The sequence below is a fragment of the candidate division KSB1 bacterium genome, assembly GCA_016214895.1.
Classification (GTDB): Bacteria; Electryoneota; RPQS01; order RPQS01; family RPQS01; genus JACRMR01.
This window is the reverse complement of record JACRMR010000017.1, coordinates 100,296-126,561: the sequence shown is the minus strand read 5'-3', so window position 1 is coordinate 126,561 and position 26,266 is coordinate 100,296. Positions and strand designations below refer to the sequence as shown.

Annotated in this window: 21 protein-coding genes; 2 read left to right on the top strand and 19 right to left on the bottom strand. The window is 59.2% G+C overall.

Translation table 11 applies throughout. The features are described from left to right. Positions 1 to 189 precede the first annotated feature (189 nt). Positions 190 to 3,255 carry a T9SS type A sorting domain-containing protein gene (locus HZB60_09660; GenBank protein ID MBI5060028.1) on the bottom strand — a complete coding sequence of 1,022 codons (3,066 nt, stop codon included), beginning with the start codon at positions 3,253 to 3,255 and terminating at the stop codon, positions 190 to 192. A 322-nt stretch (positions 3,256 to 3,577) separates the two neighbouring features. Further along, complete coding sequence (locus HZB60_09655) at positions 3,578 to 3,772, bottom strand: 4Fe-4S binding protein (GenBank protein ID MBI5060027.1); 195 nt, start codon at positions 3,770 to 3,772, stop codon at positions 3,578 to 3,580. Positions 3,773 to 3,962: 190 nt separating this feature from the next. Between HZB60_09655 and HZB60_09650 the strand changes: the two genes are divergently transcribed. Further along, complete coding sequence (locus HZB60_09650; GenBank protein ID MBI5060026.1) at positions 3,963 to 5,309, top strand: T9SS type A sorting domain-containing protein; 1,347 nt, start codon at positions 3,963 to 3,965, stop codon at positions 5,307 to 5,309. 244 nt (positions 5,310 to 5,553) lie between these two features. Here HZB60_09650 and HZB60_09645 read toward each other — a convergent pair whose 3' ends face one another. Together HZB60_09645 and HZB60_09640 are read right to left on the bottom strand one after the other, a co-directional pair. Beyond that, a complete protein-coding gene (locus tag HZB60_09645; GenBank protein MBI5060025.1) occupies positions 5,554 to 6,123 on the bottom strand; it encodes a hypothetical protein in 570 nt (189 codons plus the stop codon). 375 nt (positions 6,124 to 6,498) lie between these two features. Then, on the bottom strand, positions 6,499 to 6,825 hold the full coding sequence (locus HZB60_09640; protein ID MBI5060024.1) for a DMT family protein: 327 nt from the start codon (positions 6,823 to 6,825) through the stop codon (positions 6,499 to 6,501). Between the two features lie 72 nt (positions 6,826 to 6,897). Here HZB60_09640 and HZB60_09635 point away from each other — a divergent pair, with 72 nt between their 5' ends. After that, complete coding sequence (locus HZB60_09635; protein MBI5060023.1) at positions 6,898 to 8,889, top strand: chorismate-binding protein; 1,992 nt, start codon at positions 6,898 to 6,900, stop codon at positions 8,887 to 8,889. 136 nt (positions 8,890 to 9,025) lie between these two features. Here HZB60_09635 and HZB60_09630 read toward each other — a convergent pair whose 3' ends face one another. From HZB60_09630 to HZB60_09560, 15 genes are all read right to left on the bottom strand, one after another. Beyond that, complete coding sequence (locus HZB60_09630; protein ID MBI5060022.1) at positions 9,026 to 10,534, bottom strand: SAM-dependent DNA methyltransferase; 1,509 nt, start codon at positions 10,532 to 10,534, stop codon at positions 9,026 to 9,028. Positions 10,535 to 10,541: 7 nt separating this feature from the next. Then, positions 10,542 to 11,198, bottom strand: coding sequence for a restriction endonuclease (locus HZB60_09625; GenBank protein ID MBI5060021.1), 657 nt, complete (start codon positions 11,196 to 11,198; stop codon positions 10,542 to 10,544). After that, positions 11,195 to 11,962 carry a redox-sensing transcriptional repressor Rex gene (locus tag HZB60_09620; GenBank protein MBI5060020.1) on the bottom strand — a complete coding sequence of 256 codons (768 nt, stop codon included), beginning with the start codon at positions 11,960 to 11,962 and terminating at the stop codon, positions 11,195 to 11,197. The genes HZB60_09625 and HZB60_09620 overlap by 4 nt, the downstream gene beginning before the upstream one ends. A 60-nt stretch (positions 11,963 to 12,022) precedes the next feature. Then, positions 12,023 to 12,313: an HRDC domain-containing protein gene (locus HZB60_09615; GenBank protein ID MBI5060019.1), complete on the bottom strand. Its 291-nt coding sequence runs from the start codon at positions 12,311 to 12,313 to the stop codon at positions 12,023 to 12,025. A gap of 56 nt (positions 12,314 to 12,369) precedes the next feature. After that, on the bottom strand, positions 12,370 to 13,845 hold the full coding sequence (locus tag HZB60_09610; protein ID MBI5060018.1) for a RecQ family ATP-dependent DNA helicase: 1,476 nt from the start codon (positions 13,843 to 13,845) through the stop codon (positions 12,370 to 12,372). Positions 13,846 to 14,284: 439 nt separating this feature from the next. Continuing rightward, a complete protein-coding gene (locus HZB60_09605) occupies positions 14,285 to 15,733 on the bottom strand; it encodes a sugar transferase (protein ID MBI5060017.1) in 1,449 nt (482 codons plus the stop codon). Positions 15,734 to 15,895: 162 nt separating this feature from the next. Further along, positions 15,896 to 16,609 carry a tetratricopeptide repeat protein gene (locus HZB60_09600; protein ID MBI5060016.1) on the bottom strand — a complete coding sequence of 238 codons (714 nt, stop codon included), beginning with the start codon at positions 16,607 to 16,609 and terminating at the stop codon, positions 15,896 to 15,898. Between the two features lie 185 nt (positions 16,610 to 16,794). After that, positions 16,795 to 18,207, bottom strand: coding sequence for a glutamine synthetase beta-grasp domain-containing protein (locus tag HZB60_09595; GenBank protein MBI5060015.1), 1,413 nt, complete (start codon positions 18,205 to 18,207; stop codon positions 16,795 to 16,797). A gap of 51 nt (positions 18,208 to 18,258) precedes the next feature. Beyond that, positions 18,259 to 19,269 carry an AAA-associated domain-containing protein gene (locus HZB60_09590; GenBank protein ID MBI5060014.1) on the bottom strand — a complete coding sequence of 337 codons (1,011 nt, stop codon included), beginning with the start codon at positions 19,267 to 19,269 and terminating at the stop codon, positions 18,259 to 18,261. After that, on the bottom strand, positions 19,269 to 20,330 hold the full coding sequence (locus HZB60_09585) for a DNA adenine methylase (protein ID MBI5060013.1): 1,062 nt from the start codon (positions 20,328 to 20,330) through the stop codon (positions 19,269 to 19,271). Before HZB60_09585 ends, HZB60_09590 begins: the two co-directional genes overlap by 1 nt. Further along, positions 20,327 to 21,190, bottom strand: a complete 864-nt coding sequence (locus tag HZB60_09580; protein ID MBI5060012.1) for a DNA adenine methylase — start codon at positions 21,188 to 21,190, stop codon at positions 20,327 to 20,329. Before HZB60_09580 ends, HZB60_09585 begins: the two co-directional genes overlap by 4 nt. Before the next feature lie 112 nt (positions 21,191 to 21,302). After that, a complete protein-coding gene (locus HZB60_09575; GenBank protein MBI5060011.1) occupies positions 21,303 to 21,485 on the bottom strand; it encodes a hypothetical protein in 183 nt (60 codons plus the stop codon). A 59-nt stretch (positions 21,486 to 21,544) separates the two neighbouring features. After that, positions 21,545 to 22,546, bottom strand: a complete 1,002-nt coding sequence (locus HZB60_09570) for a tetratricopeptide repeat protein (protein MBI5060010.1) — start codon at positions 22,544 to 22,546, stop codon at positions 21,545 to 21,547. 54 nt (positions 22,547 to 22,600) lie between these two features. Continuing rightward, positions 22,601 to 25,108: a DNA gyrase subunit A gene (gene gyrA / locus HZB60_09565; protein MBI5060009.1), complete on the bottom strand. Its 2,508-nt coding sequence runs from the start codon at positions 25,106 to 25,108 to the stop codon at positions 22,601 to 22,603. Between the two features lie 51 nt (positions 25,109 to 25,159). Next, positions 25,160 to 26,254: a hypothetical protein gene (locus HZB60_09560; protein ID MBI5060008.1), complete on the bottom strand. Its 1,095-nt coding sequence runs from the start codon at positions 26,252 to 26,254 to the stop codon at positions 25,160 to 25,162. Positions 26,255 to 26,266 lie beyond the last annotated feature (12 nt).

The following is a 26,266-nucleotide window of genomic DNA, read 5'->3' as shown; positions in this document are numbered from 1 at the left end:
CGCATTTGTCGCAATGAGTTCTGGGCAGCAGCGGGGCGACCAGATGGTCGCCCCGCTTGCGTTGGTTGGAAATGGGTTGACTACAGCGGTGAGAGACGGCCGGGGGGGGCATGTGCCGCGGCTTGTAGGGACTCGCCGATTCCGGCCGCGCGGGGACGCACGGCTCGGCGACGCAAGACATTCAATCACTTATTTCAGCAGCAGGAGCTTGCGGACGCTTGTGGAATTCGCAGATTCGAGGCGGGCAAAGTAGAGGCCGGTGGGAAGTTCGGCGGCGTTCCAGACGATCTCGTGAGTTCCGGCAGAGCGTAGGCCGTCGTTCAAGACGGTAACTTCGCGGCCGAGGGTGTTGTAGATGGCCAGCTTGATGTCGGTCGCGGCGGGCAGGTCGAAGCGGATGGTCGTGGTCGGATTGAAGGGATTCGGGTATGCGCTCGTAATCGCGAAATTCCGGGCAATGCTACCGGCGTCGCGGGGTTCCTCGGCGGCCAGGCTGATCTCGCTCAAGACTTGCGTATAGATGTTCTGGAAGATATCGCCGACTGCGCCCGCGCCGCAGCAGCGGCCGGGGTTGGACGAGCGGAGGTCGCGCCAGACGGCGAGCGCGGAGCCCTGGACCCACGGGATCAGGGTGACTTCCTGCTGGTAGGTGGGCAGGTCGCACATGGGTGCACCGGTCTCCGGCCAGGTGAAGCCGTTAATCGAAGCGAACTGGCCGTCAGCGTTCAGGTGCGTGGCGTACAGGTCCCATTCGGGATAGTCGTCGCTGTGGCGGTCATCTTCCCAAGAGACCCAGGCCCCGCCGCTGGAGTCCGTGGTCAGGGCAAAGCCGCGCTGCTCGCCGTCGGTCAGGCAGGGCCGCACGCCACCAGTTGGCCACAGCGACTCACCGTTGGCCGTGAAGCGCGCGACACGGACGGACGCGAACTCACTTTGCTGAAAGTCTTCCCAGCCGAGCAGAAAGCCGCCGGTACCGTCTTGGGCAAGCTGTGGTTCGAGGATTCGAACGTTATCGCCGATCAGCGCACGCGGCGTCTGACCCCACGGCAGGCTGCCATCGGTATGGATCGTCAAGGCACGCAGGGTCCCTGTGGCCAAATCGGGATTCAGCCGGAGGAAACAGAGCACGACGCCGTCACCGAGTTGCAGGAGTCTCGGGGAGTAATCGCGGGCGCCGGCGTAGCCAATTCCCTGGCCGCTCCATGACCAGTTAGCACCCGGCGAACCGTCGCGGGCAACGTGGAAGAGTCGGAGATCGGGATCCTGCCAACTTCCGACCGACGCGACGGCAAAGATGCCGCCCTGACCGTCGGCCACGGCATCACCGAGGGTCATGTCGTAGATCGCCGGCCAATCGAAATCGCGGTAGGGTGTGGGCCAGTCAAAGGCTCCCTCAGCGTTCACGTGCGCGACACGGGTGCGGGTGATGAACGCTTCGTTGTAAGCCGTATAGGCGATGAATACACCCTGCTGGTCGTCCGGCAGGAGCTTCAGTTCACCGATGACACCGCCGGTGGATTCGAGCCGAGCCGGGGTAGCCCAAGGGGTCGTGCCGTCACCGTACAAACGCTGAATATTCAACACATTGTAGGCCCCAGAGCTATCTCCGGCCCAGGCGATGAACGCGCCATCGCTGCCGTCCGCGCAGGCCGCCGGCGGCAGTTGAATTGTGAGTTCACCGTGCGTCACTCGCTGTCCTTGATCGCCGAGCCGGGGACGCCCTCTCCAGTCGAGAATCTGGACATAGACATCGCGATTCAGATGCTCGCGAGTGTCGGTCCAGACATAGAGTGCCTGATCGCCCGCCATCCGCACGAGTTTCGGGTCGTAGGAGTCGTAAGTAATGCCACCCGCCAACAGGTCAGGATCGGCAGCGAACTGGCCCTGATTGTTGAGCCGAGCCACCCACAGGCTTTCGGGACGGGTAACGGAGCGACCGGAGACGATAGTGATCTGCGGTCCGTTGGCACCCGCCGCGAGGTCAACGCGCAGCTCTTTGCTCGTGCGCTCCCAGAGCAGATTGCCGTGGTCTCCCCACAGCAATTGGCCGGTTGCGGAGAGCGCTTGGGTACGGACGCGATAGTGAATATCCTCGCTACGCTCGGCCCAAGCCAGGATCATTGGGCCTGCGGTGGATTGGCGGATCATCACGAAGGGGGAGTTGTTCAGGTTCGCGGGACCGAGGATCACCGGGGCATGGACCACGCCGCCGTCGCGGGTATAGCGACGGACGGTGGCCAGCGAGCTGTTGGCGTCATAATCGAAGCTGGCGGTGGCGACGGCGATATCGCCGCCGGGACTCGTCTCCAGCAACTTGACGACGGCCTGTGTCCGGGCGCCACTTTCCACAGGTAAGCCCTCTGCGGTCCAGCCGGGCAGGGGGGTGCGATCGAGATCGATGAGCATCAGACGCGCGTCGCCGTCGATGTCGGCGGTGCGATCGGTGAAGCCGACGGCCAGGCCGTTTAGAATAGGGGCGATCACCGGCAGGCTGCCATCGGGGAGTGAAAACAGGGCCGGATCTTCGGGCCAGGCGATCGTGCCGTCGGGCAGGATTTTTTGCAGCACGACGTCAGTTTGATCCAGATTCACGGCTGAGATCAGGGCGAATCCTGCACCATTTGTGGCAACCACGGCGCCCGGGATGTTGCTGCCGTAGAGCCGGTCCATGAGCTGAATGCCGTCCGCCGGTCCTCGTACAATGCCATCAGGATCAATCACCTGTGCATAAGCGCCGAGGCGGACGTTGATGCCGGTGGTCTCGCGGTCGTCGGTAAAGACAACGTAGGCGATCCCGTTCTCGTCGAGGGCGAGATCCGGGTCGTACTGGTCTCGCTGGGCGACCACGATCGCCACGCCCTCGGCGGGTGACCATAGCGGCTGACCGCTGCTGTTGTAGCGTTGCGCGTACAAATCCCGATATCGACCGGGCTGATAGTCTTCCCAAACCACCAAGGTGGAGCCGTCGGCGTAGGCGGCGGTAAGGGGAGCGCGCTGTTCGGAGCGATTGGCCGCGACGAGCTGGCCGTCAGTCGCCCAACGGTGCGCGCCGGACCCATCGATCCGTTGGCCCCAGACATCGCGAGTTCCGTCCCGCTGTCCGTGATAATAGAACAGCGTGACATCGTCACCGGATGGCGTCATAGCGCCGTTCCAGCCCAGATGCAGGCCCTGGCGGACGGGTACGCCGTTGGCGCTCCAGTCGAATTGGGCGAGGGCGGAAGTGGCGAAGAAGAGGACGAGCAGGATGCGCATGGGGTGTAGGGGGTGTAGGGGGTGTGGAAATGTCAAGAAGCGAAGCTGCGAAAACCCGATGCTGGCTGCACGGGGAAGTACGGTTCGACGCAGGGAGGCTCTCAGAGCGGGTGGGTTGAAGACAACCCACGCCGCGAGAAGATAGATGTCGATGCGGGCTTGATGCCAAAACCATCGCACGAAGCCACGCGCCGTCGGGGTCTCGCCCATTGAACACTGACTATTGCGTTTGAAGCATCCCGCGAGGCCGCCGTCTCCGATTCCGGCCGGGCGAGGACGCCCGGCTCGGCGAATCTGGTTTGAGCGACACGCCCCCGCGGGGCTACGGAGCGGGCGCAATGCAGCCTTCGACGGGACAGATCTCGACGCAGCGGGGCCGGTCGAAATGGCCTCGGCAGTCGTTGCACACGGCGGGGTCAATGACGAAGATCTCGGGGCCTTCGCTGATCGCCTTGACGGGGCAGACGGGTTCGCAGTGGGCGCAGGCGATGCAGGTGTCGTTGATAGAATGGGTCATATTACAAGATAGTTCCGGAATTTGCGAGACTCAAGGGGGAGTGACGCCGTGGCAGGAAATCTCCATTCAGCAAATCTCGCCCACGGAGCTTGATAATCTGCCGTGCGAGCAGTATCTTACATCTCAAAGTTAATAGGGACAGAATCTTAATGTGCCCTCCTCAGTTCTTTAGGAAGGGAGGATGCCGAAGATGGTGAAAAGTTTGGTCTTGCTACTGATCTCGCTGCTGTCGCTGCTCCCAGTCCGGGCGCGGGCGGAATACGCCCGACTCATTTTCTGGGATTTGAGCGAAGTGTTGCGAACGGAATGCGCCGGACCCGGCGAACCGGCTTTCGGCGAGCCGGTCCCGGACGGAGTCTGGATCGAGATCATCTGGGATTGGAATCACAATGGATTCAGTCTCGACGACATTCAGGTTCCTGAGTGCGACGAGCCGCCGGTAACTCCAGTCCGCTGCGGTAACTTCGCGCGGCTGCCGATGAACGGCGAAGCGGGACTCGGGGCCGGACTATTCTACTCTGAATCCGCATTCATCTGGCAGTTCGGCAGTGGAATGGACCAGTTCTACCTGCAGATCAGTTTGGCGGGCGGCTGGTATCTGGTGTCGGATACGTTTACGCTCGAAGCAGGGGACCAGGTAATGGAGATTTTAGGCTGGGAATGTCAGCCCGCCACGGACCATTGCAATCACATGGGCCTGACGCAGGCGTCGGGTGGAGAGCCTCGTTGCGACGGCGTACACATTGCATGGGGGGCGCTCGATTCGACCCGGGAATGCCAGGGTTATGTGATCTCGCGGGGCGGCACTCCGATTCACGAGCAGACTTGTGACGCACTGCGCGAGTACGATGACCTGGGTGCGGAGCCGGGAGTAATGCAGACCTATGCGGTGCAGGCCCGCGTAGCTTGCGACAGTGGCGGGAGCGGCCTGACAGTACCGGTTTGGGCCTTTGGCGCGGTCTGGACTCCGGCTGTGGCGCGGAGCGTCGTGGCCTCGGAAGACCTGATAGACACTGTCCTGGTGGAGTGGGATGATCCTGGTCCGCTCTCTTCCGACAGCTTTTTCGTGCTACGTAACGGTGCGCGGATTGGTGCGGTGGCTTCCGATCACGCAGCGACACACTACCGATACGCCCACCTACAGGCAACGCCGGCGTTCGCGGAGTTCACGGTGCAGGGATGGTCAACGTTGTGCGGTCCGGGCGAGGTCAGCGCAGGAGATTCCGGGGACATCGGCCTCGATGCCGCGCCTGAAAATGGGCGGGTGTTACCGTTGGAAACGCGGCTGCTGCCGACTTACCCCAATCCCTTTAACGCGACGGTGACGATTCCACTGGCCGTGGCGACAGCAGGAGAGCTGCACGTGTCCGTCATTAACATTCTGGGCCGGGAGGTGGCCAGCTTGTATCACGGCGCACTGGAGCCGGGTCTGCATCGGCTGCGCTGGACACCACACTGCGGGAGTGGAGTCTATTTTGTGTCACTGACGACGACGGAAGGGACGCGGGCGGCGGAGAAGATCCTGTATCTGCGATAGCGGCAAGCCTGACTTTGCTTCGGATTCCGGCCGGGTTGCGAAGAGTTAACCCCGCACGGGAGCGAGTTGTACACATCAAAAGGGCTACTCCCGCAGGAGCAGCCCTTTTTGTTGACGCGAATCCGGCCTTGATACCGTTTCGGTTCGATCGCAACCGTCCCTACGCAGCACCCGGCACTGGATCAGCCGATCGATGGTAGCGGCAGAACCGGCGGGGTCCGGAGACTCCGTCCGGGGTGCGCTGTTAGACCTTGCGAAGATGGGGCTGGATGAGCGAATTCATCTCGAACATGGTGACCTTCGGCTTGCCGAAGACGGCCTTCAGCTTGTCGTCCGCATTGATCTGGCGGCGGTTGGTCGCATCCTGCAGGCCATTTTTCTTGATGTAGTCCCACAGTTTCTTGGTGACTTCGGTGCGCGGGATGGCCTTTTCGCCGACGACGGCGCCGAGGATGGAATCCGGCTGCATCGGGGCCATGAACGCGGCATTGGGCTTACGCTTCACCTTCGGCTTCACGGCCTTTTTTGCGGTGGCTTTCTTGGCGGTGGCCTTCTTCGCCGGGGCGGCCTTCTTCGCGGTGGCTTTCTTGGCGGTGGCCTTCTTCGCGGTAGCCTTCTTCACCGGGGCCTTCTTGGCGGTGGCCTTCTTCACCGGAGCTTTCTTCGCGGTGGCTTTCTTCGCCGGCGCGGCTTTCTTGGCGGTGGCCTTCTTGACCGGCGCGGCTTTTTTGGCGGTGGCCTTCTTGGCCGGGGCCTTCTTCGCGGTGGCTTTCTTGGCGGTCGCCTTCTTTGCGGTAGCTTTTTTCACTGCCATGATGGAATTTCTCCTTGCGGATGGGTAGTAGTGAGACGAGATCATGCTCTGGATAACGGCGGTAATATACTCACAGTGCCCTCTCACTGTCAATAGGCGCCTAAGGAATTTACGTTTCGGTGAGCGGGGAGTTCCCGTGCGCTGGAAATGCGGGTATCGGCATAGCGGAGCACCGTGTTCGCGTCGTGTGGAAAAGTTTCCCAACTCGCTCCGTGGACTCAAGTTGGCTCCGCGGTTTTGACTCCGGGATCACACGCGAATCACGGGTTTGCGCTGTGAAAATACTCGGGGATTGGGCCGCTTTCGCTATGGTGAGCTAAAAAATCGAGAGGCATTCGCGGTGAAATTTCGCGGCTGCCGCTCAGGGAATCCGCGCTAATCGCGGAAGACGAGATACGCGCCGATGGCGATTACGGCGAAGCCCGCGACCGTGGACCACTTCAGCTCCTCCTTCAGGTAGAGCACGGAGAAGCCTGCGAACACGAGCAGGCTAATCACCTCTTGAATAGTCTTGAGCTGGGCGGCGGAGAACTGGCCATAGCCGATGCGGTTGGCGGGAACTTGCAGGCAGTATTCGAAGAAGGCGATGCCCCAACTGATCGGGATCACCGCCCACAGGCTGACGTGTTTGTATTTCAGGTGTCCGTACCAGGCAACGGTCATGAAGACATTAGACAGCGCGAGGAGTAGAATGGCGGTCATCGGGGGTCTGGGTTTGGCGCGACGGGGAATTCGAGCGCGGATTCTCGCTCTAAAAATACGTATCTTATCGACATGACTCAAGAGCAGAGCGCACGGATTCGGGCCTGGGTGGAAATGCCCGCCTCATGGGGCGATCCGCCACGCCGGTTCGTGTTCGGCGAACCACTCGAACGGTGGCAGGCGGACACCTTGGAGCAGGTGCGACCGGCGTTGGATCGCGTGGCGGCGGCGCAGCGGTCTGGCCACTACATAGTTGGGTATGTCAGCTATGAAGCGGGTCCGGCGTTTGATCCTGCGCTACGGACACCGCCACCGGGAGCGTTGCCGTATGCGTGGTTTGCGGCGTTCAATGGGCCAATCGGAACTCCTGCGGCACCAGAGATGGTGCCCCCCAGTAAGGGGCAACTGACCGGGACCGGCCTCGGTCCCGCTCCGTCCGTATCCGGGACACGATTCTCGACCACCGAGAATGACTATCTGCGGAGTGTCGAGCACGCACTGGCGCATATTCGCGCCGGGGATATCTATCAGGTAAACTACACTGTGCGGGCGGAGTTTGACCTCAATGGCGATCCGTTCGCGCTGTTTCTGGACCGGCTGGCCGCGGTGCCGATGCCGCATGCGGCGTATTTGGATGGCGGGGAGTGGGCCATCGTTTCGCTATCGCCGGAGCTGTTCCTGCGGCGACGCGGGCAGATCCTCGAATCGCGCCCGATGAAGGGCACGGCCGCCCGGCGACCGAGCTGGCGAGACGATGAGGCGGCGCGGCGCGGTCTTGCCGCGAGCGATAAAGAGCGCGCGGAGAACACGATGATCGTGGATCTTGTGCGCAATGATTTGGGCCGGGTGTGTCGCGCGGGCAGTGTGCAGGTGCCCGAGTGGTGCGTGGTTAGCCGTTTTCCGACGGTGCACCAGATGACGAGCTTGGTGCGCGGCGAACTCGGCGCCGGCGTCTCGCTTTCCGAGATCTTTGCCGCAGTGTTCCCGCCCGGGTCGGTGACGGGCGCACCAAAGGTGCGGGCCATGGAGATCATCCGTGATCTGGAGCCGGAGCCGCGCGGAGTCTATTGCGGGACGGTAGGGCTGTTCTTTCCGGGCGGGGATTTTGAATTGAATGTGGCGATCAGGACACTGGAAATCCAAAATCCAAAACCCAAAACCCAAAACCCGAGCCGAGTTCCCCCCTCTGTCCCCCCGCTGAAGCGGAGGGGAGCGGAACCGGATTCCGGCTGGGATGCGAAGGCGGGCGACGCAGTCGGTCCCTACAATCTGGCTCGGCGGACGACGCTTGGGTTGGGTTCGGGGATTGTCGCCGACTCCGATCCGGCAGCGGAATGGCAGGAGACGCTGTTGAAGGGCAGATTCCTGAATACCGCTCCCTTCCCGGAGTTCGCGCTGATCGAGACTCTGGCATGGGTGCCCGGCGAGGGATTCCGGAATCTGCATCTGCATTTGCGAAGGCTGAGGCGGTCGGCGGCGTATTTTGGGTGGGAGCTGGACTTGCGGAATGTGATTGTGGAGTTGCGAAGCGTCACCCCCCCCAGCCCCCCCGTAAAGGGAGGGGAGAGCGCAGACACCCCCCTGTTGTCCCCCCTTGGAAGGGGGGACGGGATGCGGGTCAGGGTTGAGCTAACGCCGACTGAGATCAGCGTGCAGACGTCTCCGCTCGAGCCGTGGTCGGCGCAGGAAGTGCGGCTCTTCATCTATGATAGAGAGCCGGTCGATCCGCAAGATGTGTTTCTCTATCATAAGACGACGGAGCGGGGGATCTATGAGCGTGCGCAGGCGGCGGCGCAAGCGGCGGGGGCGGACGAAGCGCTCTTGCTAAACGCAAGCGGCGAAGCAACGGAGGGGACGCGGACGAACCTGTTTGTCAAGCTGGATGGGAAATGGCTGACGCCCGCCTTAGAGTGCGGGCTACTGCCGGGAATCTACCGTGAGCGCTGGGTGGCGGAAGGGCGCGGGCGGGAAGCGATCATCACGGTTTCCGATCTGGACCGAGCGGAGAAGATTATTGTAGCGAACTCGGCGCGGGGCGCGGTGCGGGCGGAAATTCGTAGATAGAAGACTGAGGACTCCCCCCTGTCCCCCCACAGGATATGGGAGAAACAGAAATGGCAACGCCCCTGGCCGGTTGGTCGGGGGCGTTTGCATGCACGGATTTCAAGGGTACAACGAACGTCCGGGCTTGCGAGGTTCGTCAATCCGTCCCAAGATCGAGCTGCCGCTCCGCTCCTGCTCGTTTGGATGCCGGGACGACGAAGAGATCGCCTTTGCCCAGTGTCTTTGCCAGGCGCTCAAGGTCAAGGCTGCGTAGCAGGTCCGCTGTAATCGGTCGCTTGGAATCCCAAAACACCAGGGACTCCAGGAATTCTTGTGCCGGAGTGGAATTCAGCAAGTCATACACCGTCTTTGCGGCAATTTCGGTTTCAAACGGCAGGAAATAACAGGTGTCGTCTAAGATTACCGGTTTGCCGTCAAAGGGCGGAATCAGCTGAAAGAACAGTCGCTTATAGAGGCCGCTAATGGCGACCTTCCATGGTGCATAAGAATACGGTCCAACGCCGTACATGGCAAACGGATGTTGGCTCTTGTACATATTACTGGCTCGACGTTGAATCGCGGCCAGATTGGCCTGCAGGTAGCTCCATGTTAACGGCGAGCCGGTCTCCAATCGCGTCGTGTCATCGCCGGCATGCCTTTGCGTCATTAGTATCCAGCGGCGCCCGATTGCCTGCCTGCCGTTGGCGACATCGGAGCTCTTGAGCAATGGAAACACGTCGGTTGCATCGAGCGGCGCGAGCTCGCCGTTACCGTTCCTGAATAGCTCGCCCTCCCGTTGCAGCTCGAATACCGCGGCGCAGTCATGCTTGACCCCCGAGCGCCATGGGCTGTTTCCATTTCCTGCCAGCGGCCGCCATTTGCGGTAAAGGTCGGCATTGGCGATCACGCGGCCATGATCAAATCCGAATCTGCGGGTCGCGTCCGCGTCCAGGCTTGGGTGGACGGCACAAGTTGCAGAATCCGCACCTTCACCGATAACTACGGCAAGTAGGCAAGCATCCACTGAAGCTGAGAAATTCGCCTGAGCATCGATAAGGTACAAATCAGCGGTCTTGATTCTGAGGCCGCGCTTCCATGCATACGTCATAACCTTTCTGGCAACGGATGTTTTGCACAAGACGGCCAACATTCCTGAGCGTCCGGACATCCATTCAACGGCCTGAATCAACATCCACTCAGAAATGTCGAAATTGCTCTTTCCAGTGAGTGCGTCGATGCCGCGATGCCTGAAGATATTACTCTTCACCGGGAGATTCCGACTCCCGATCGAAGAAAGCTCGGCATTCGTGACCCAGGGTGGGTTGCCAATAACAAGCAGCGGCTCCGGCAGGTTCTGCAACTCGGCTGACCAGTCGTAATCGAAGAAGTTCGCGCAGACGATTTTGGGGATGACCCCGCTGGCCGGGGTGGACATAGCGTGCGTCGCCTGAGCGGCATAGCTCGGATTGACCTCCACCCCGAGGGCATCAGTAAGGGTCGGAATCCGTTCCTTCGCCGCAATCAGAAAATTCCCAATTCCACAAGTGGGTTCCACGACGCTGCGAAAGGCGATTCCGCTTTCCCCGGCAAGTGCACATACTCTCCTCGCCAGATCCATTGGGGTCTGGAAATCGCCGAACTCGATCTTGCCTGCTGCGCTTGCCATTTGGTGCCTATCGTATTCTCGAGATTCCATCAACACTACCTGCCAACTCGATCACACGCTGATATTGAAGTCTCCACTGAAACGCGTTGGAGATGGTCAGGTACCCGAGTTCCGGTCGAACCCGCCCTATTTCGTCGGCCAATGCATTGGCGCCTATCTCGTCCAGCGGCAGGTTTCGCTCCAAGAGAAACGCCGCTATGTCTTCTTTGTTCCCCTCTTCATCCAAGACCCGACGCAGCCCTTTAGTCGTCTGGTGGTCAGCAGTCCTGCTCGCATCTACAAAGACGGCATGCAAGATAGATAGGCGGACGGATCTGGAGTCCTGAATGTCTTTCTTGTCGTAAACAAAGACCAGTAGCGAATAGCCAAGACCGTACACCTTGTCGCGCGCTGACTTGAACGGACACGACGATTGCGGCTGAGCAATGCTCGTGACTTTCAGGTCCACGCCCAGCGACGGGAAATCAATGCCTTCCGCCGAATTCCCTTGTTCAAATTGGAAGGACTTAGATAGGTAATCTCGAAAACCGTGTTCAACATATGTGCCTACCGCTTTTCCATCCGTAGTCCCGAACAGTTCAGGATGTAGCTGTTCAGAGACGATCTTCGTGAATTCGGCGGCGCTCTCGCGCAAGGCTTGGACGGTCAAGTCTGGTTTTGTCACTCTTCGCCGCTCCTTCGCTTTCGTCCGGTTTTGGCGGAGAGGGCGTAGGAGAGGGCTTCGATTTCGATGGCCATGTTCTCGTTGCGGACATGGACGCCTTTGGGGACGTGGATGGTGACGGGGGCGAAATTCAGGAAGCCCCTGACGCCGACTTGGACGAGGCGGTCAACCGCTTTTTGCGCGGCCAGCGCGGGCAGCGCGAGGACGGCGATCTTGATGTTCTCTTTTGCGACCAGCTCGTCGGCCCGGTCCAGATCAAAGACGGGGATGTCGTCGATCTTGGTGCCGCGCTTTTTGGGATCGCTGTCGAAGATGACGCGGAAGACGAAGCCCTGTTCGGCGAACTGCCGGAAGTGGATGAGGGCGGTACCGATGTTGCCGGCGCCGACGAGGCAGATATTCCATTGGCGGTTGAGGCCGAGGATATGGCTGATATTATAGTGGAGATCGTGGACGCTGTAACCGAGGCCGCGCCGACCGAAGGCCCCGAACATGGAGAGGTCCTTGCGGACCTGCGCCGAGGTGACTCCATTGTGGGTCGCGATCTCCTCCGAGGAGATCGTCGGCTTGTCGTGGAGAATGGAATGGTGCAGGGTACGGTAGTACTTGGAGAGCCGTTTGACGGTCGCGTCGGAGATTTTCGGCTCTTGCTGGACATCGCGCCGGCGGGCGGACCTGACGGACCGTGTGGCCTTCGCGGATTTCACGGGCTTGGCACTCCGAGCCGCTTTCGCGGTTTTGGCGATCTTTTTTCTCGGCGACATAGGTTTTTGGGGGGTAAATGTGGGAATAGTATCTATAGTCAGAGAAAACGCGAGCGCTGGTTATCCGCGCTGGCCCAGATGAGCGCGGATCACCTGTACGAGTACCTGGCCGAACTCCTGGATCTTGCGGTCACCGATTCCGGAGACGCGCGCCAGCTCGGTGAGGGATTTGGGGCGCGATCTTGCGAGTTCGCGCAGCGCGGCATCGTGCAAGATGACATAGGCGGGGACATGCCGTTGTTCAGCCAGATCTCGCCGAATCCTGCGCAATTTTTCGAAGAGCGCGCGATCCACTTCGTTCCACAGGGCATCCGTCGCAGCGGCGGGCAAGGCCTTGGGGGCGCTCTGCACGCGTTCGACGATGGTGGGCGCGGCGTCGCCGTTCAGAATCTGGCCGGCGGCCGGGCTTAGCGCACCATTTTAGTCTCCTCGTCTTTGAGGAGATAGCCTTGCTCGAGCAATTGCACAATCCAGTCGCGGACGGCTTCGCGGCGGAATCCGGTGATGGAGCGGAAGTATGTTGACTTGTCAAGACCGGCTTCGGCGATCCACGCGCTTCCGGCGCCGACGACGACTTCCATGGCGCGGCTGAGATAGCAGGGTTCAAGTTCGGCCACGGCGCCGAGCAGCTTGCGGGCGAACTCGCGGCATTCGTGAGGAGTGAACTCGCGTTTGGTTTCAAAGGTTGAGCTGAGGCCGAGGCACGAGTCGCAGGCGGCGCAGTTTTCGGTTTCATAGGGTTGGCCGAAGTAGCGGACGAGTGCGCGGTGGCGGCAGGACGAGGCCTGACAGAATTCGTGGATGTCTTCGAGCTTGCGCTTGGCGATTCGGTAAGCTTCACCGGTCAGGTCACGGAGGAAGTATTTCTGGGTGATGACGTCACTGCCGTTCCAGAGTAGCAGACACTCGGCTTCGAGGCCGTCGCGACCGGCGCGTCCGGATTCCTGTTGATAGTGCTCGATCGTCTTGGGCATGCCGGCGTGGATCACGAACCGGACGTTGGATTTGTCAATTCCCATGCCGAAGGCGACGGTGGAGACCATGAGTTCGACGTCGTCACGGATAAAGGCCTCCTGATTGCGCTTGCGCACCGCATCGGGCAGGCCAGCATGATAGGGCAGGGCGCGGTAGCCGCGTTTGGTGAGTGCGTCGCAGAGGGCTTCGGTATCGGCCCGTTTCAAGCAGTAGATGATGCCGGAATCCGAGCGGTGGCGCTCGATGCAATCGCAGACTTGTTCGAGGAGACTGCTGCGACGGACAATGCGATAGCTCAGATTGGGCCGGTCGAAGGAGCCGATCAGCACGACCGGGTTTTGCAGGCCGAGCTGGCTGATGATATCCTGTTGGACGTGCGGCGTCGCGGTGGCCGTGTAGGCATGTACGGCGGCTTCGGGGAACTGCTGTTTGAGCATGGCCAGTTCGCGATACTCGGGCCGGAAATCGTGTCCCCAACTGCTGATACAGTGGGCTTCATCGACGGCGAAGAAGGCGGGTCCGGCGGCTTTCAGCAGGCGGAGAAAGTCGGGGTTGACCAGCCGTTCGGGCGCGACATAGAGCAGCTTCTGTTTGCGCTCGGCGAGTTGCTGTTCGACCTCGAAGCGCTCGCTCGCGGATTGCGTGCTATTGTAGAAGGCCGCAGGGATGCCGCATTGGGTCAGTGCATCGACCTGATCCTTCATCAGCGCGATGAGGGGCGAGATGACGACGCCGAGCTGATCGCGAACCATGGCCGGGGCCTGATAGCAGATGGACTTTCCGCCGCCGGTAGGCATGACCACCAGCGAGTCATTGCCGAGCAGGACGCTGGACATGGCATCCTTTTGCAGCGGGCGGAAGGAGTCGTAACCCCAGTATTTTTTTAGAACGCTGAGTAAGTCGTGCATAGATTCACGCGCGTCGTAGCGGGGTGGCCGAACTGATTCCGGCAGGGAAGGAATCCCTGCTCGGCGAGGACTCGGGAATCAAGAACCCCCTATGGTCCCCCCTTGGAAGGGGGGACGGGGTGCGGACAAGATGAGGCTTGATTTGAACTCGCTTGGCTGTGCGTGATTCCGGCAGGGAAGGAAACCCTGCTCGGCCGAGAAGGGGAATCAAGAACCCCCCTATGGTCCCCCTTGGAAGGGGGGACGGGGTGCGGACAGGATTGACTGTGGACTCCGAACTCGTGGCTGATCGCAATTCCGGCAGGGAAGGAATCCCTGCTCGACGGAAGTAGGGGAAGGAATCCCGCCGCGGCGTGGGCTGGGACGTGAGGGATGTCGTGCATAAATTCACATGAAAGAATGAAGTTCGCGGCGTCCTCATTATCGTTTCGCCTGCGGCTTACATGGCGCCATCGCCGCGGATAACGGTCAGGATAGTACGGACGAGGATTCTCAGGTCGAGCCAGAGGTTCCAATTTTCGATATAGTAGAGATCGGCTTCGGTGCGGGCTTCGATGGTGGAGTCACTGCCGCGTAAGCCGTTGACCTGCGCCCAGCCGGTGAGTCCGGATTTCACCCGATGGCGATCGAGATATTGCGGAATCCGTTGGGAGAATTGTTCGACAAAGAACGGGCGTTCGGGTCGCGGACCGACGAGCGACATGTGGCCGCGGAAGACGCTCCAGATTTGCGGGAGTTCATCGAGCGACCAGCGGCGCAGGAAGCCGCCGATTCGGGTGTAGCGGGTATCGCCTTTGACGGCCCAGACGGGACCGCTCTTGGCTTCGGAGTCGGTGCGCATGGTGCGGAACTTAATGACGTCGAATTCGCTGCCGTCCATGCCGACGCGTGGCTGCCGATAGAAGATGGGTTTACCGCTGTCGAGATACACGATGGCGGCGATGAGGGCATAGAGCCAGCTAAAGCAGAGGAGGAAGATTGCCGCGAAGCCGAAGTCGGTCGCTCGCTTGACGATATATCGCCAGCCGGACATGGGAATGGTCTTCAACCGCAGAATGGGCCGTCCGCCGACTTCGGTGACCCGGATACGGGAGCGGGTAATCTCGATCGCGGCGGGGCAGTAGAGCAACTCGACGGTGATGCCTTCGGAAGCGCGCAGCACGTCATTCATGGCCTCTTCTTCGCCCGGCGGCGGAGCCATTACGATCAGATCGAGGTCGTGTTCGAAGACGAGGCTTTTGATGGCGGCGACCTCTCCCAGCGAGGGGGCATTGGCGATGGGGGGCTTGCCGATGGCGCCGACGAGTTCGAAGCCCTGCGCGCGGCCATGCTCGAAGTCATGCCAGAGTTTGGCGGCCACGTCACCGCGACCCCAGAGGGCGATTCGCTGCACGCCGATTCCGCGTTTGAACAGCATGGACTGCAATCGCTGGTAGATCGTGCGGGCGATGATCAGCGCGGGCATCATGAGCACGAGTGTCATGAGGAAGACGGCCCGCGAGTAGTCGAACTCGCGATAGAAGAAGATCCCCGCCATCACGACGCCCATACTCAGCAGGGAGCCGCGGATGATGCGCCCGACTTCCTGTTCGAGCGGGACGCGGAGCTTGGATGCGTAGCTACGGTAGGACCAGGAGACGAGGGTATAGATCAGGCCGAGCAGCAGACCGAACAGGGCATAGTTGCGGACTTTGGGCTGCCAGTCCGGCGGCAGCCAGTAATTCAGGTAGGAATAGAAGCGGATATAGTAGGACGTCAGTGCCGCGGCGACGACGGCGAGCATATCGACCAGGCTGGCGAAGGAGGGCAGCCAGAACGTGGTCAGCAATGCGCGTTCGCCCGGGCGGGTGGCGTGACGTTTCGACTTCACTTTGAGATTGCGCGTCATCGTCATGGAATTAGGAACAAGACAAGAGAACGGCGAAACCCGTCAAGCTTCCGGCAGGGTCTGGAGACCCGGCTCGGGGTGCATGCTTCGGACACCAGGGACTCTCGGCAAGGGCAGATTGCGTGGCCCGTTCCGACGGGGTGTGCAACCGCGTTGCGGAGCTTACGAAGCGGGCTGAGAATTGAAGACTTTCTCGAAGAGCTCCTTGCCGAGCTCCGCATCCATGCCTTTGACCAGTTCATACTGGAGCTTGGCTTCGCCGATGCGTCCATCAATGGCGTAAGCGATACAGAGGTTAAACTGCGCGTCGAGGTGTTCCGGGTTCAGGGCGACGCAGTTCTTCAGGGCTTCGATGGCGGGCGCGACATGTCCGAGCATGCCAAACATGATTCCCTGCCAGTAGTGGGCATCGGCGAAGTCGGCGCGGCGGCTGATGGAATCGCTGAAGGCGGTCAGGGCCTCTTCAAAGCGTTCGACTTCCTGCAGGCTGAGGCCGAGAAAGTAACGATGAAACGGGTTGTCGGGATCCCGCTCGATGGCCTTGGTGAAGGCCAGAATTGAGTCGTCGTACTTATGCAGCTTGGCCAGGATAATGCCGTGCTTGGCGTGAGCGTCGGCATGATCCGGGTGATGGTGAAGGTAGTGTTCCCAGGATTTGACGGACTCACGATATTGGCGGTTCATGCCGTAGGCCGAGGCGAGATAGTAGATCCAGGGATACTGCGCGGGTTCCAAGCTCACCGCATGTTCCAGCCGCGCGACGGCCTCGTTGAAGCGTTCGGTCATCAGATAGGCCCGTCCCAGTGCGAACTGCGCGTCGGCATCTTCAGGATTTTGTGCGGCGGCGGCTTCGAGTTCGGCGATCGCGAGGGACATGGAAGAGAAATTGGAAATTGAAAATCGAAAAATGAAGTTCCGATTCCTGAGGAGCCGGGAGGCCCCGCTCGGGGGTGCAGCATCCGACCCCCATCTATCTTCCCCCACTTCGTAGGGGAAGGACCCGATCTCCCCCCACACAGTGGGGGGACCAAGGGGGGTCGGATTCGGCTTTCAGCGTATTTTTAGAGCGTCATGGCGTGTTTGCGGTCGAGCTGGTCGATGGTGTGCTCGATAACGTGCGGGGGAAAGACGCCGTCGGCTTCGAAGACTTCACGGTCGCGTTTGAGGACGGCGGCGACTTCGTGGAAGCCTTTGGGAATGCGCATCACGTTGTCGTTCGCGGAGACATGTTCGGCTTCGGTCGTCGCGAGCAGTTTTCGTGGATCGGGCATGGCGCGCGCGGCGCACATGGTCTGCGCGATCCCCGCGAGCAGGAGTTGCGGATGGGCGGAGCCGTCGGAGAGGCGGAACTCGATGGTTTCGGGCGAGACGAGTCGGCCCTGTTCGTCGGTGGCCACGATGGGCAGTCTCACCAGCGCTTTACGGTTGTAGCGGCCCCAGGTCACGGAACTTGGGGCTTCCTTGGCTTGCGACAGTCGCAGGAACGAGGTGGATTCGCGATTGCCGAAGGCCATCAGCGTACCGCCGTAACGCACGAGTCCGGCGATCAGCCAGGTCGCGGACTCCGGCAGTTTGTTGTTTTCCTGGCCGATTTCGAGATGCTGAGTGTCAACCATCGGCGAGAAATGAAAATGCAAGCCGTTGCCGGGATGTCCCTGCTGCAACACGGGTTCGAGGGAGAGCCGCATGCTCGCGCGATAGGCGAGATTGCGCAGCACCCAATGCGTGAGCGTAACGGCGTAAGCGCTCTGCACGAGCGGCGCGAGTTGCAGCTCGATTTCGTGCTGCTCCCAGATGCGGTCCTCTTTTTCGCCGGTGGGGACATAGCCAACTTCGCTGTGGCCGTACTTGATGGCGACGCCCATTTCTGCGAGCGAGGTCAGCGCATCGCGGCGCAGGCTCTCGCCGAACACGAACGGCGCGGCGGAGTGATAGCCGCGGTCGGCGGCGCCGTAGAAATCTTCTTCGCCGGCTTTTTTGCCGAGGAAATATTCGACTTCGCCCAGTGCAGTCATCTCGACATTGGTGAGCGTCTTCAGCCGCGCGGCGGCTTTGCGCAGAATCGTGTCGGGGGATTCGGGCAGCGGTTTGCCGTCGCGACCATAGTGCGCGCAGAGAACACAGAGTGTGCCTTCGCGGAACGGGTCCATGAACGCGGTCGCGATTTGCGGACGGAGCACGATGTCGGACGCGCCGGGATTGATGCCCATCATGCCGAACAGGGAGGAGCCATCGCAGCGTTCGCCGCCGCTCAGCACATCGCGGAAATGATGCAGATCACGCGGGGCGAAGTCGAGCGTTTTCAGCCAGCCGTCGCCGCCGACGTGCATCAGCGCGACGAGGCGGATGCCGTATTCGCGGGCGAGCGCGACCAGATCATCGGCTTGCCACAGCGCGGCGGGCTTGTTCAGCAGACGTTCGAGCAGCGGCGCGGGCCAGTGCGCGGGTTCGGAGTCGTCGAGGAGGTTTGTCATGTAGTATTGTTGATTCGCTTCGCACGTCCCCCTTGCGAAAAACGGATTGTTTCACAGCAGAAATCCAACCTGTGAACGAATGCTTTGAGGACAGTGAAGTCGGTTATCGCCATCCCAGACAAGAAGAATCCCACGATCTTCGACAACATAGTCTGCCATCCATTGCAGTGGCTCATTGATTTGCTCTTCAAGCACGAGCACGAGCTTAGCACGTGGCGCTCGTTGAAGATAACGATACTCGAATAACTGAGATATACCACGCCGAATTTGAGCATGCATATTACTAACAGTGGATGATTTCATCTCGAAGATGTAATCCTGATTTCCTATACGAGCGGCCATATCTACAAATCGATTGGATCTCGGCATAGCTCCGGACGCTCGGACCTTGGACGCAACCAAATTGGTTAACATCCGATGCCTTGTGTTAGCCCTATCTCGTTTGGCTTCATCAACAAAGTACTCGATAACCCTGTTTGATTTCTCTGTCAATGCGGCCAAGTCCCTATACTCTTGGAGATCGTAGTTGCGCGGCAGAATGGGCTCGCTTACGTCATTATAGCAAATAAGGGTGACATGCTCTGGGAGCTGTCCGAATACAAGATGATTTCCGACAGCACGGAGCATGTCAACCGCTTTCAGCCAGTTTATGACTGTGTTCACTCGTCGGGGCAACATTGATGCACCGGTACTAACTGTGATCTCACGCATAAAATTGGTCAGTTCCATCCGAGTGACATTTTGTTTGGCTTCAAGAAAGGGCAGAACTCGTTGAATCAGTCGAGCTGACAAGATGGCATTCGCTAAGAGGACCTGCCGTTGTTGGTTTGATGCCGCAACATACTGAGCGCCCCTGCGTGTCAGGACCGAATGATTGTCATGATTCTGTATGAAGCCAAGTATTTCCGCTGCGCGGCGATAGTAACGCCCCTGCCTTTCGACCATACCAATTTCCGAGGATAGTTCCTGATACGAATTTCTTCCTGAGTGAACGCCCTCCACAACCCTAAGAACCGAGCTTAGGTTGTCTGCTTGTGGTATGTCTTCAGTTTTGAACTTCATTATTCGGCTACAAAGAGATATTCTCTTGCCTTGTTGTTATTGTCCCCGACCCTGTGCCTGTGGTTTCCATGATAGTATGTAACGTCCTTCTCGTGAACACCTACACTTCCCTTCACTTCTCTCAGCAAGTCGAACATTGTCTTCTTATCGGGGATGCAGTTTGATGAATATGATACGACAAGCGTGGACTTCTTGAAATGGTCAAACAACCGACGAAACGCTGAAGCCGCAGAGCGCCGATCGGAGAATGCTGTTTTGTAGGACGCAAATTTCCTGGTTGTGGTGCTTTGCAGGATATGCAACCCTTCCCAATAGCGACAATATCCTTCGACAAAGTGGTAACGGCGAGTATAGTCGCAATCGGAAAATGGGCTGACATAAGGTGTGTCGATATACACGAGGTCGAATCCTCTCGGATCTAATTCGAATACGTCAGAACAAAGCGCTTTGTTTCTCTGTCCATTAGAGAAGACGGCCAAGTTATAGTCACTTACGGCGGCGAGGAACTGTTCTTTCATGGAGAGTTGAAGGTCACGCCTGCCATCCCAGCCTTTCTTGCCCGTGAACGTAAATATTCCGCGCGGTCTCTTCTTCATGCAAGCGCGACAAGCCGCCGCAAGCGCGATGGAGCGTACCAGTGGTGATCTTGTCAAGCGAATATTTGCATACAAGTTGTCAAGGAACTCGGAGTCTCGTTCATCGAAGTACAGACCAGCAAAATTATCTCTCACAAGTGTACCGGAATGAGGATTAATGGCGAGCAAATGAATCAAATCAATGTCACTAACAAGCGTGCCGCTATTTTGAATTGTAGCTTTAGCCGTGTGGTAAGCAAAATGCAAGAAATCATTTGATGTCACTCGTGCACCCATTGCCTTGAGCATGTATCCAACGCAAGCGGTCCCAGAGAATGCATCAAGCGCGGTTCGAAATTTTAGCTTTTGGACATGACGCTGGATCCACGGAAGGAGTCGCTGCTTGCTTCCCATGTATTTGGTTTCCGGGAATCGAGCGGCAACGCCGCGAACCAAGTCCAATTTCAACGCCTCTTGCGTGATCATACGGTCATGCGACTAATGTCGTAGTTGGCTATCAACAGCTCGCGCACGATTCCCCGCCCACCAACCTTACAATTGATGGCCCGCGGTGCGTACACGGTCACTTGCCAGAACTCTTTGTACAAGTTCGCAATAAATTCAGTATATGAATTGCTAAGCAAGACAAAGCACCCTCGCGCAGTCAGCAACGCCAGCATCTCCGCTAGCCTGATGTGATCCTCGACTCCAAACTGCTCTTTTGTATATCTCTTGAAATCTGCGTACTGACTCACTGGGAGGTATGGAGGATCCAAGTATACAAAATCCCCGCGTTCTGCCGTGTCCAATAGTAGATCGTAGAAATCACCGCACGCAATCGTTGCGCGTTGAAGTGCTCGACTTGCGCGGAGTATCGTGACTTCATCGACAACATTGACAACGCGTGCGCCTCCATAGGGCGTATTGAACTGACCGAATCGGTTTACTCTATACAGTCCATTGAAGCAAGTCTTGTTGAGGTAGATCAGACGTGCTGCTCGACTCAGAGAATCAAGCTCGTTGGGATCCAATTGACGTATCTCGTAGTATTCGACGGAACTAACAGGCACATCTTGAAGAATCTCGATCAATTGCTTAGCCCTTGTCTTGACAACCCTGTAGCAGTTGACAAGCTCAGCATTAGAATCGGCGAGAAGGGCAGCATCGGGTGCCAAATCAAAAAACAGTGCACCGCCCCCGACAAATGGTTCCACATATTTGTTAAATCGCGGCGGAAAGCATTTTCGAAGCGTTGGTAACAGCGCGGACTTGCCACCTGCCCACTTGAGAAAGGGTTTGGTTCTTGGTGACGGCGTAGCAACTGCATCTTCATCATGATGTCCCATTACATGCACGAGTTCGTAGTCCGTTCTCTTCATTCTATAGTCAATTTGTGCGTTGCGCATGAAACATTGCACACTCAAGGGAAACACAATTCCTGCTCGACGAAAAGCGGCGCTACATCCTTCGTCCGACGAACAGCCGGGCGGTGATGGCGACTGTCGCACCGAGGATGATCCAAAGGGTGGAATGCGGCACCTGCGCGAGGACGATCACGAGAAACACGGCGAGGATGGCGAAGACAATCCAGCCGATGGTTTCGAGCTTCCAGACGGGGTTGCTGATGTCGAAGCGTTTCATGAGGGGACTCCAATTCCGTCCGGGCGGGGACGCCCGGCTCGGCGAAGGTGGCAGCGGCACTACTTCACGAGACCGCTGTCGAGCAAAGACTGCGCGGCCTCCATCGCGTAGTCAGGGTCTCGTCGGGTAAGTTCTCGCAGGAGCTCGTCGGATTCCGGCTGGCGACCTTCCTGTCTGTGGAGAATGGCCATGAGGTAGATGGCCTCGGAGTTGGTCGGATTCAGACGGTAAGCCGCGCGGACATGCGCAGTCCAAGTTTGCTCGTCCTCGTTCCGCATCGCAATGCGGGCAAGTCCGAGCTCGGCATCGGCGGGTGCGGCGGTCAGCTTGCGTGCCTGCTCGAATGTAGTTCGCGCGCGGTCAAGATCATTGGCTTCGAGAAATCCGCGTCCGACATTCAGGAACATGTCATAGGAATGCGGGAACTTCCCGAGCAGCTCGTCGAACCTGCGCACGGCCTCATTGGGGTCCGGCGGCAAGGAGCGCAGGTAGGAGAGCGCATACACGAAAGCGGCGCTTTCGTGGTGCGGGCGTCGGCTCAAGATCCGCTCGAAGCAGTGACGGGCGGCTTCCGCGTCGAAGGCCTCGAGTTGCGCGCTCCCGGCCCTCATCTGCAATTCATCGTCGTCGGGCGCGAGATCGGCGGCTTTCTGAAATGCGTCCGCCGCGCTGACGACTTCATCGAGGTCCATTAACACTTCGCCGTAGGCGTACCATGTCTCGACGCGGTCGGGCTGCAATTCCGTGGCGCGGACAAAGGCCTTTTCGGCGCGCTCGAGATCACCAGTCTGATGGCAGGCGATGCCCAACGCGGTCCACGCTCCGAAGTGCTCGGGCTCAATCCTGACGGCTTTCTTCAGCACCTCAACCGTCGCCGCCCAGCGTTCTTGATCGCCATACATCGTGCCCAGCATGTACAGCGGCTCGACGCGGTCCGCGCATAACCGCGCCGCCTCTTGCAGCGCTTTGATCGCCTGCCCGAAGCGCTCGTAATGCAGATGATCACGCGCGCTGGACATCGCCGCTTCGTACTTCGCCTCGCGGGCTTGTTTACTGAGCATGGATCATCGCCTCCTTCCGGGATCTGACGTGAGCGATCATCTCTCATTTCTCATCTATTCGCCGTTGGCTTCGATCAGTTCGCCGGTTTCGTCTTCGTCCTTGACGACTTTGGCAAGGGCGCTGAGTTTGTCTCCGGCGTCCAGTTTGATCAGGCGGACCCCCTGCGTGACGCGGCCCATTTCGCGGATGTCGGCCATACTCTGGCGGATCACGACACCGTTGGTGGTGATGATGATCAGGTCATCGTTTTCGGTGACCTCTTTCATGGCCACGAGCTGTCCGGTTTTGGGCGTGGTCTTGATCGTGAGCACGCCCTGCGCGCCGCGCTTGGTCATGCGGTAATCTTCGCTGGCGACGCGCTTGCCGTAGCCGAGTTCGCTGACGGCGAGAATACTCGCGCCTTCGTGGGCGACGATCATGCCGATGGCGCGCGCCGCGCCCTTCAGCAGCACCCCGCGCACGCCCATGGCATTGCGGCCCATCGGGCGGACATCGGTTTCGGTGAAGCGCACGGCCTTGCCTTCGTTGGTGCCGATGATGACTTCATTCTGACCGTTCGTGATCGCGGCTTCGATGAGTTCGTCACCTTCTTCGATGTTGATCGCAATGATACCGTTGGAGCGCGGGTTGGAGAAATCGGAGAGCGCCGTCTTCTTGACCGTGCCGTTCTTCGTACACATGAGCACATAGCGGTCTTCGGCGAAATCCTTGACGGTGACGAACGCGCGCACGTTCTCCTCGGCGGAACGTTCGATCAGATTCACGAGCGCCTTGCCGCGCGTACCGCGGCCGAGCTGCGGAATCTGATAGACTTTGAGCCAGTAGCAGCGGCCCTTGTCGGTGAAGAACAGGATGTAGTCGTGCGTCGAGGCCACGAACAGATGTTCGATGAAGTCCTCTTCCTTGGTGGTCGCACCCTGCGAGCCGCGGCCACCGCGGCCCTGCTTGCGGAAGCCGGAGACGGGGAAGCGCTTGACGTAGCCGGAGTGGGAGATCGTGACGACCATCTCTTCGGGGGCGATCAAGTCTTCGATGGAAACTTCGGCCGTATCTTCGACGATTTCGGTGCGGCGATTGTCGCCGTACTTGTCGCGGACCTCTTCGAGTTCCTGCCGGATCAGCTTCATCCGCAAGTCCTTGGACTCGACGAGCGCGGTGAGGTGATCAATGCGCGCGCGCAGTTCGCGGATTTCATCGGCGAGCTTTTGCCGTTCAAGTCCGGTCAGGCGCGACAGGCGCATATCGAGAATTGCCTTGGCCTGGCGCTCGGAGAGCTGGAAGGCCGCTTGCAGTTCCGCCGACGCCACCTCGGTGGACGACGCATTGCGGATGATGTGGATGACCTCATCGATATTGTCCAGCGCGATCTGCAGGCCTTCCAGAATGTGCATGCGGTCGCGGGCTTCCTTCAGCTCGAACATTGCGCGGCGCAGCACGACCGAGTGGCGGTGTTCGAGATAGGCATCAATCACCTGCCGCAGATCGAGAACTTTCGGCTGGCCGTGCACGAGCGCGAGCATGATGACGCCGAACGTTTCCTGCATCGGCGTATGTTTGAAGAGCTGCGACAGGACGACATCGGGCATGGCTTCGCGCTTGAGTTCGAGCACGAGCCGCATGCCATCGCGGTCCGATTCGTCGCGGATATCGGCGACGCCTTCGATCTTCTTGTCATTCACCATCGAGACGATGGTTTCGATCAGGCGTGTCTTGTTGACCTGATAGGGGATCTCGGTAATGACGATTTTGGTGCGGCCCGAGGCTTTGGCGGGCTCTTCGACGTTGGCTTTGGCGCGCACGGTGATGCGGCCGCGGCCCGTGGTGTAGGCTTCATAGACGCCGTTCTTGCCGTAGATGATGCCGCCGGTAGGGAAGTCCGGCGCGATCACATGCTGCATCAGCTCCTGTACGTTGATGACCGGGTTCTCGATCATCGCGATACAGGCGTTGACGACTTCGCGCAGGTTGTGTGGCGGAATACGCGTGGCCATGCCGACGGCGATGCCGTCGGAGCCGTTGATCAGCAGGTTCGGCACCTTCGCCGGGAGCACGCTGGGAATCTGCATCGTCTCATCGTAGTTGGGGACGAAGTCGACGGTTTCCTTGTCGATATCGGCGAGCATCTCTTCGGCGAGGCGGGCCATGCGCGCTTCGGTGTACCGCATCGCCGCGGCAGAGTCGCCGTCGATGGAGCCGAAGTTGCCCTGGCCATCGACGAGCGGGTAGCGCAGGGAGAAGTCCTGCTCCATGCGCACGAGCGTGTCATAGATCGCGGCGTCGCCGTGGGGGTGGAACTTACCCATGACGTCGCCGACGATGCGCGCGCATTTTTTGTAGGGCCGTCCGGCGCCGAGGCCGAGCTCCATCATGCCGTAGAGGATGCGGCGGTGGACGGGCTTGAGGCCGTCGCGCACGTCGGGCAGCGCGCGCGAGACGATCACGGACATCGAGTAATTGATATACGACGTCCGCATTTCTTCTTCGATATTCTGTGGCAGCACACGTTCGCTGCCATTGCCATTGCCGAGCGGCAAATGGAGGTCGTCAGTTTTCTTGGGCATTTATCTCAAACTTGATGAATTGTGATCGGTTAACATCCGTGCGCTTCGGAGCTACTGCATCAAACGCTTATATATGACATCACTTCGGAGAAGATCATTGAGTCGGCCCGCGTCTGGTTCGCGTTGAGAAGGACGAACCCTGATCTCAAAATCCGGATTGTGAACATCTTTGGGGTCAAAAAAGACCGGTCCAAGCCCAACAATGCCGCACAACAGTTCAATCGTTGTCTTGTCGGCTGGCGTAGTCGTGTTGGGCAAGACCAAGTAGACCTTATGACTGAACAAAAGATACGAGCACGCCTGGCCAAATGCTGTGATCGGCTCTGATGGATCGAGCTTTATCTCGGCAGACACAAACGCCGCGATCTCTCCCTGCTTATAAATGCCTCGATGATCAACGCGGTACACGCCTATGACGTCAGGTGTTCCCCATTTTCGACCAAGAACATTGCCGCCGAGGGTCTCAGCCCTTGTGCACTCCAACACATCGTTAACGAGCCATTCAGCGAAGGGCTTATAGAAGTCACCCTCCAAAGTCTTAGGACCCTTCGCCGGTGGCGACAGCCGAGCTCCATCAGCAACTGGCGAGTCCTTCAGGGCTGCCAACGACCAGAAACCGTATTCGCCACGAACAATTTGCTTCTTCTGGCCCAAACCGTTAATGGTGCCATTCATGGTGTTCGGGTTCAGCTCCGGATGTCGAAGTCGAAGCGCATGAATAATTTCGGACCGTCTCCTTTGCCCATCTTTGAGCAGATTGAGCACGAGTTTCTCTATAGTCGCCACCTTTCCCGTCTTAGTTGTGGACTTGGTGGCCGGAACTCCGGCCCGCTTCTTCTGGCGATCACCAACCTTGCTTAGCTCCCACCACCCACGCCGAGGTGACTTGATCTGCCGACGTTCCTTGAGCGCGTGAATCTGTCCTGTCAACGTGTTCATGTTTGCGTCGGCAAGCTGTTTCTTCACGGCAGTCGCGATTTGCGCTTTCGAGGCGGGACCGCCCTTTAGGACGCGTAGGACGGCGGCCTCGATGGCTTGGGTCAAATTCCGAGATTGAGACATTTGAATATGTGTGTGACGTTCTTGGTCAGCCGCATCTTGCTTCGTGTCGATGCTGACTGGCAACGAATCCGAGCGCATGTCCATGCGGCGCTACGG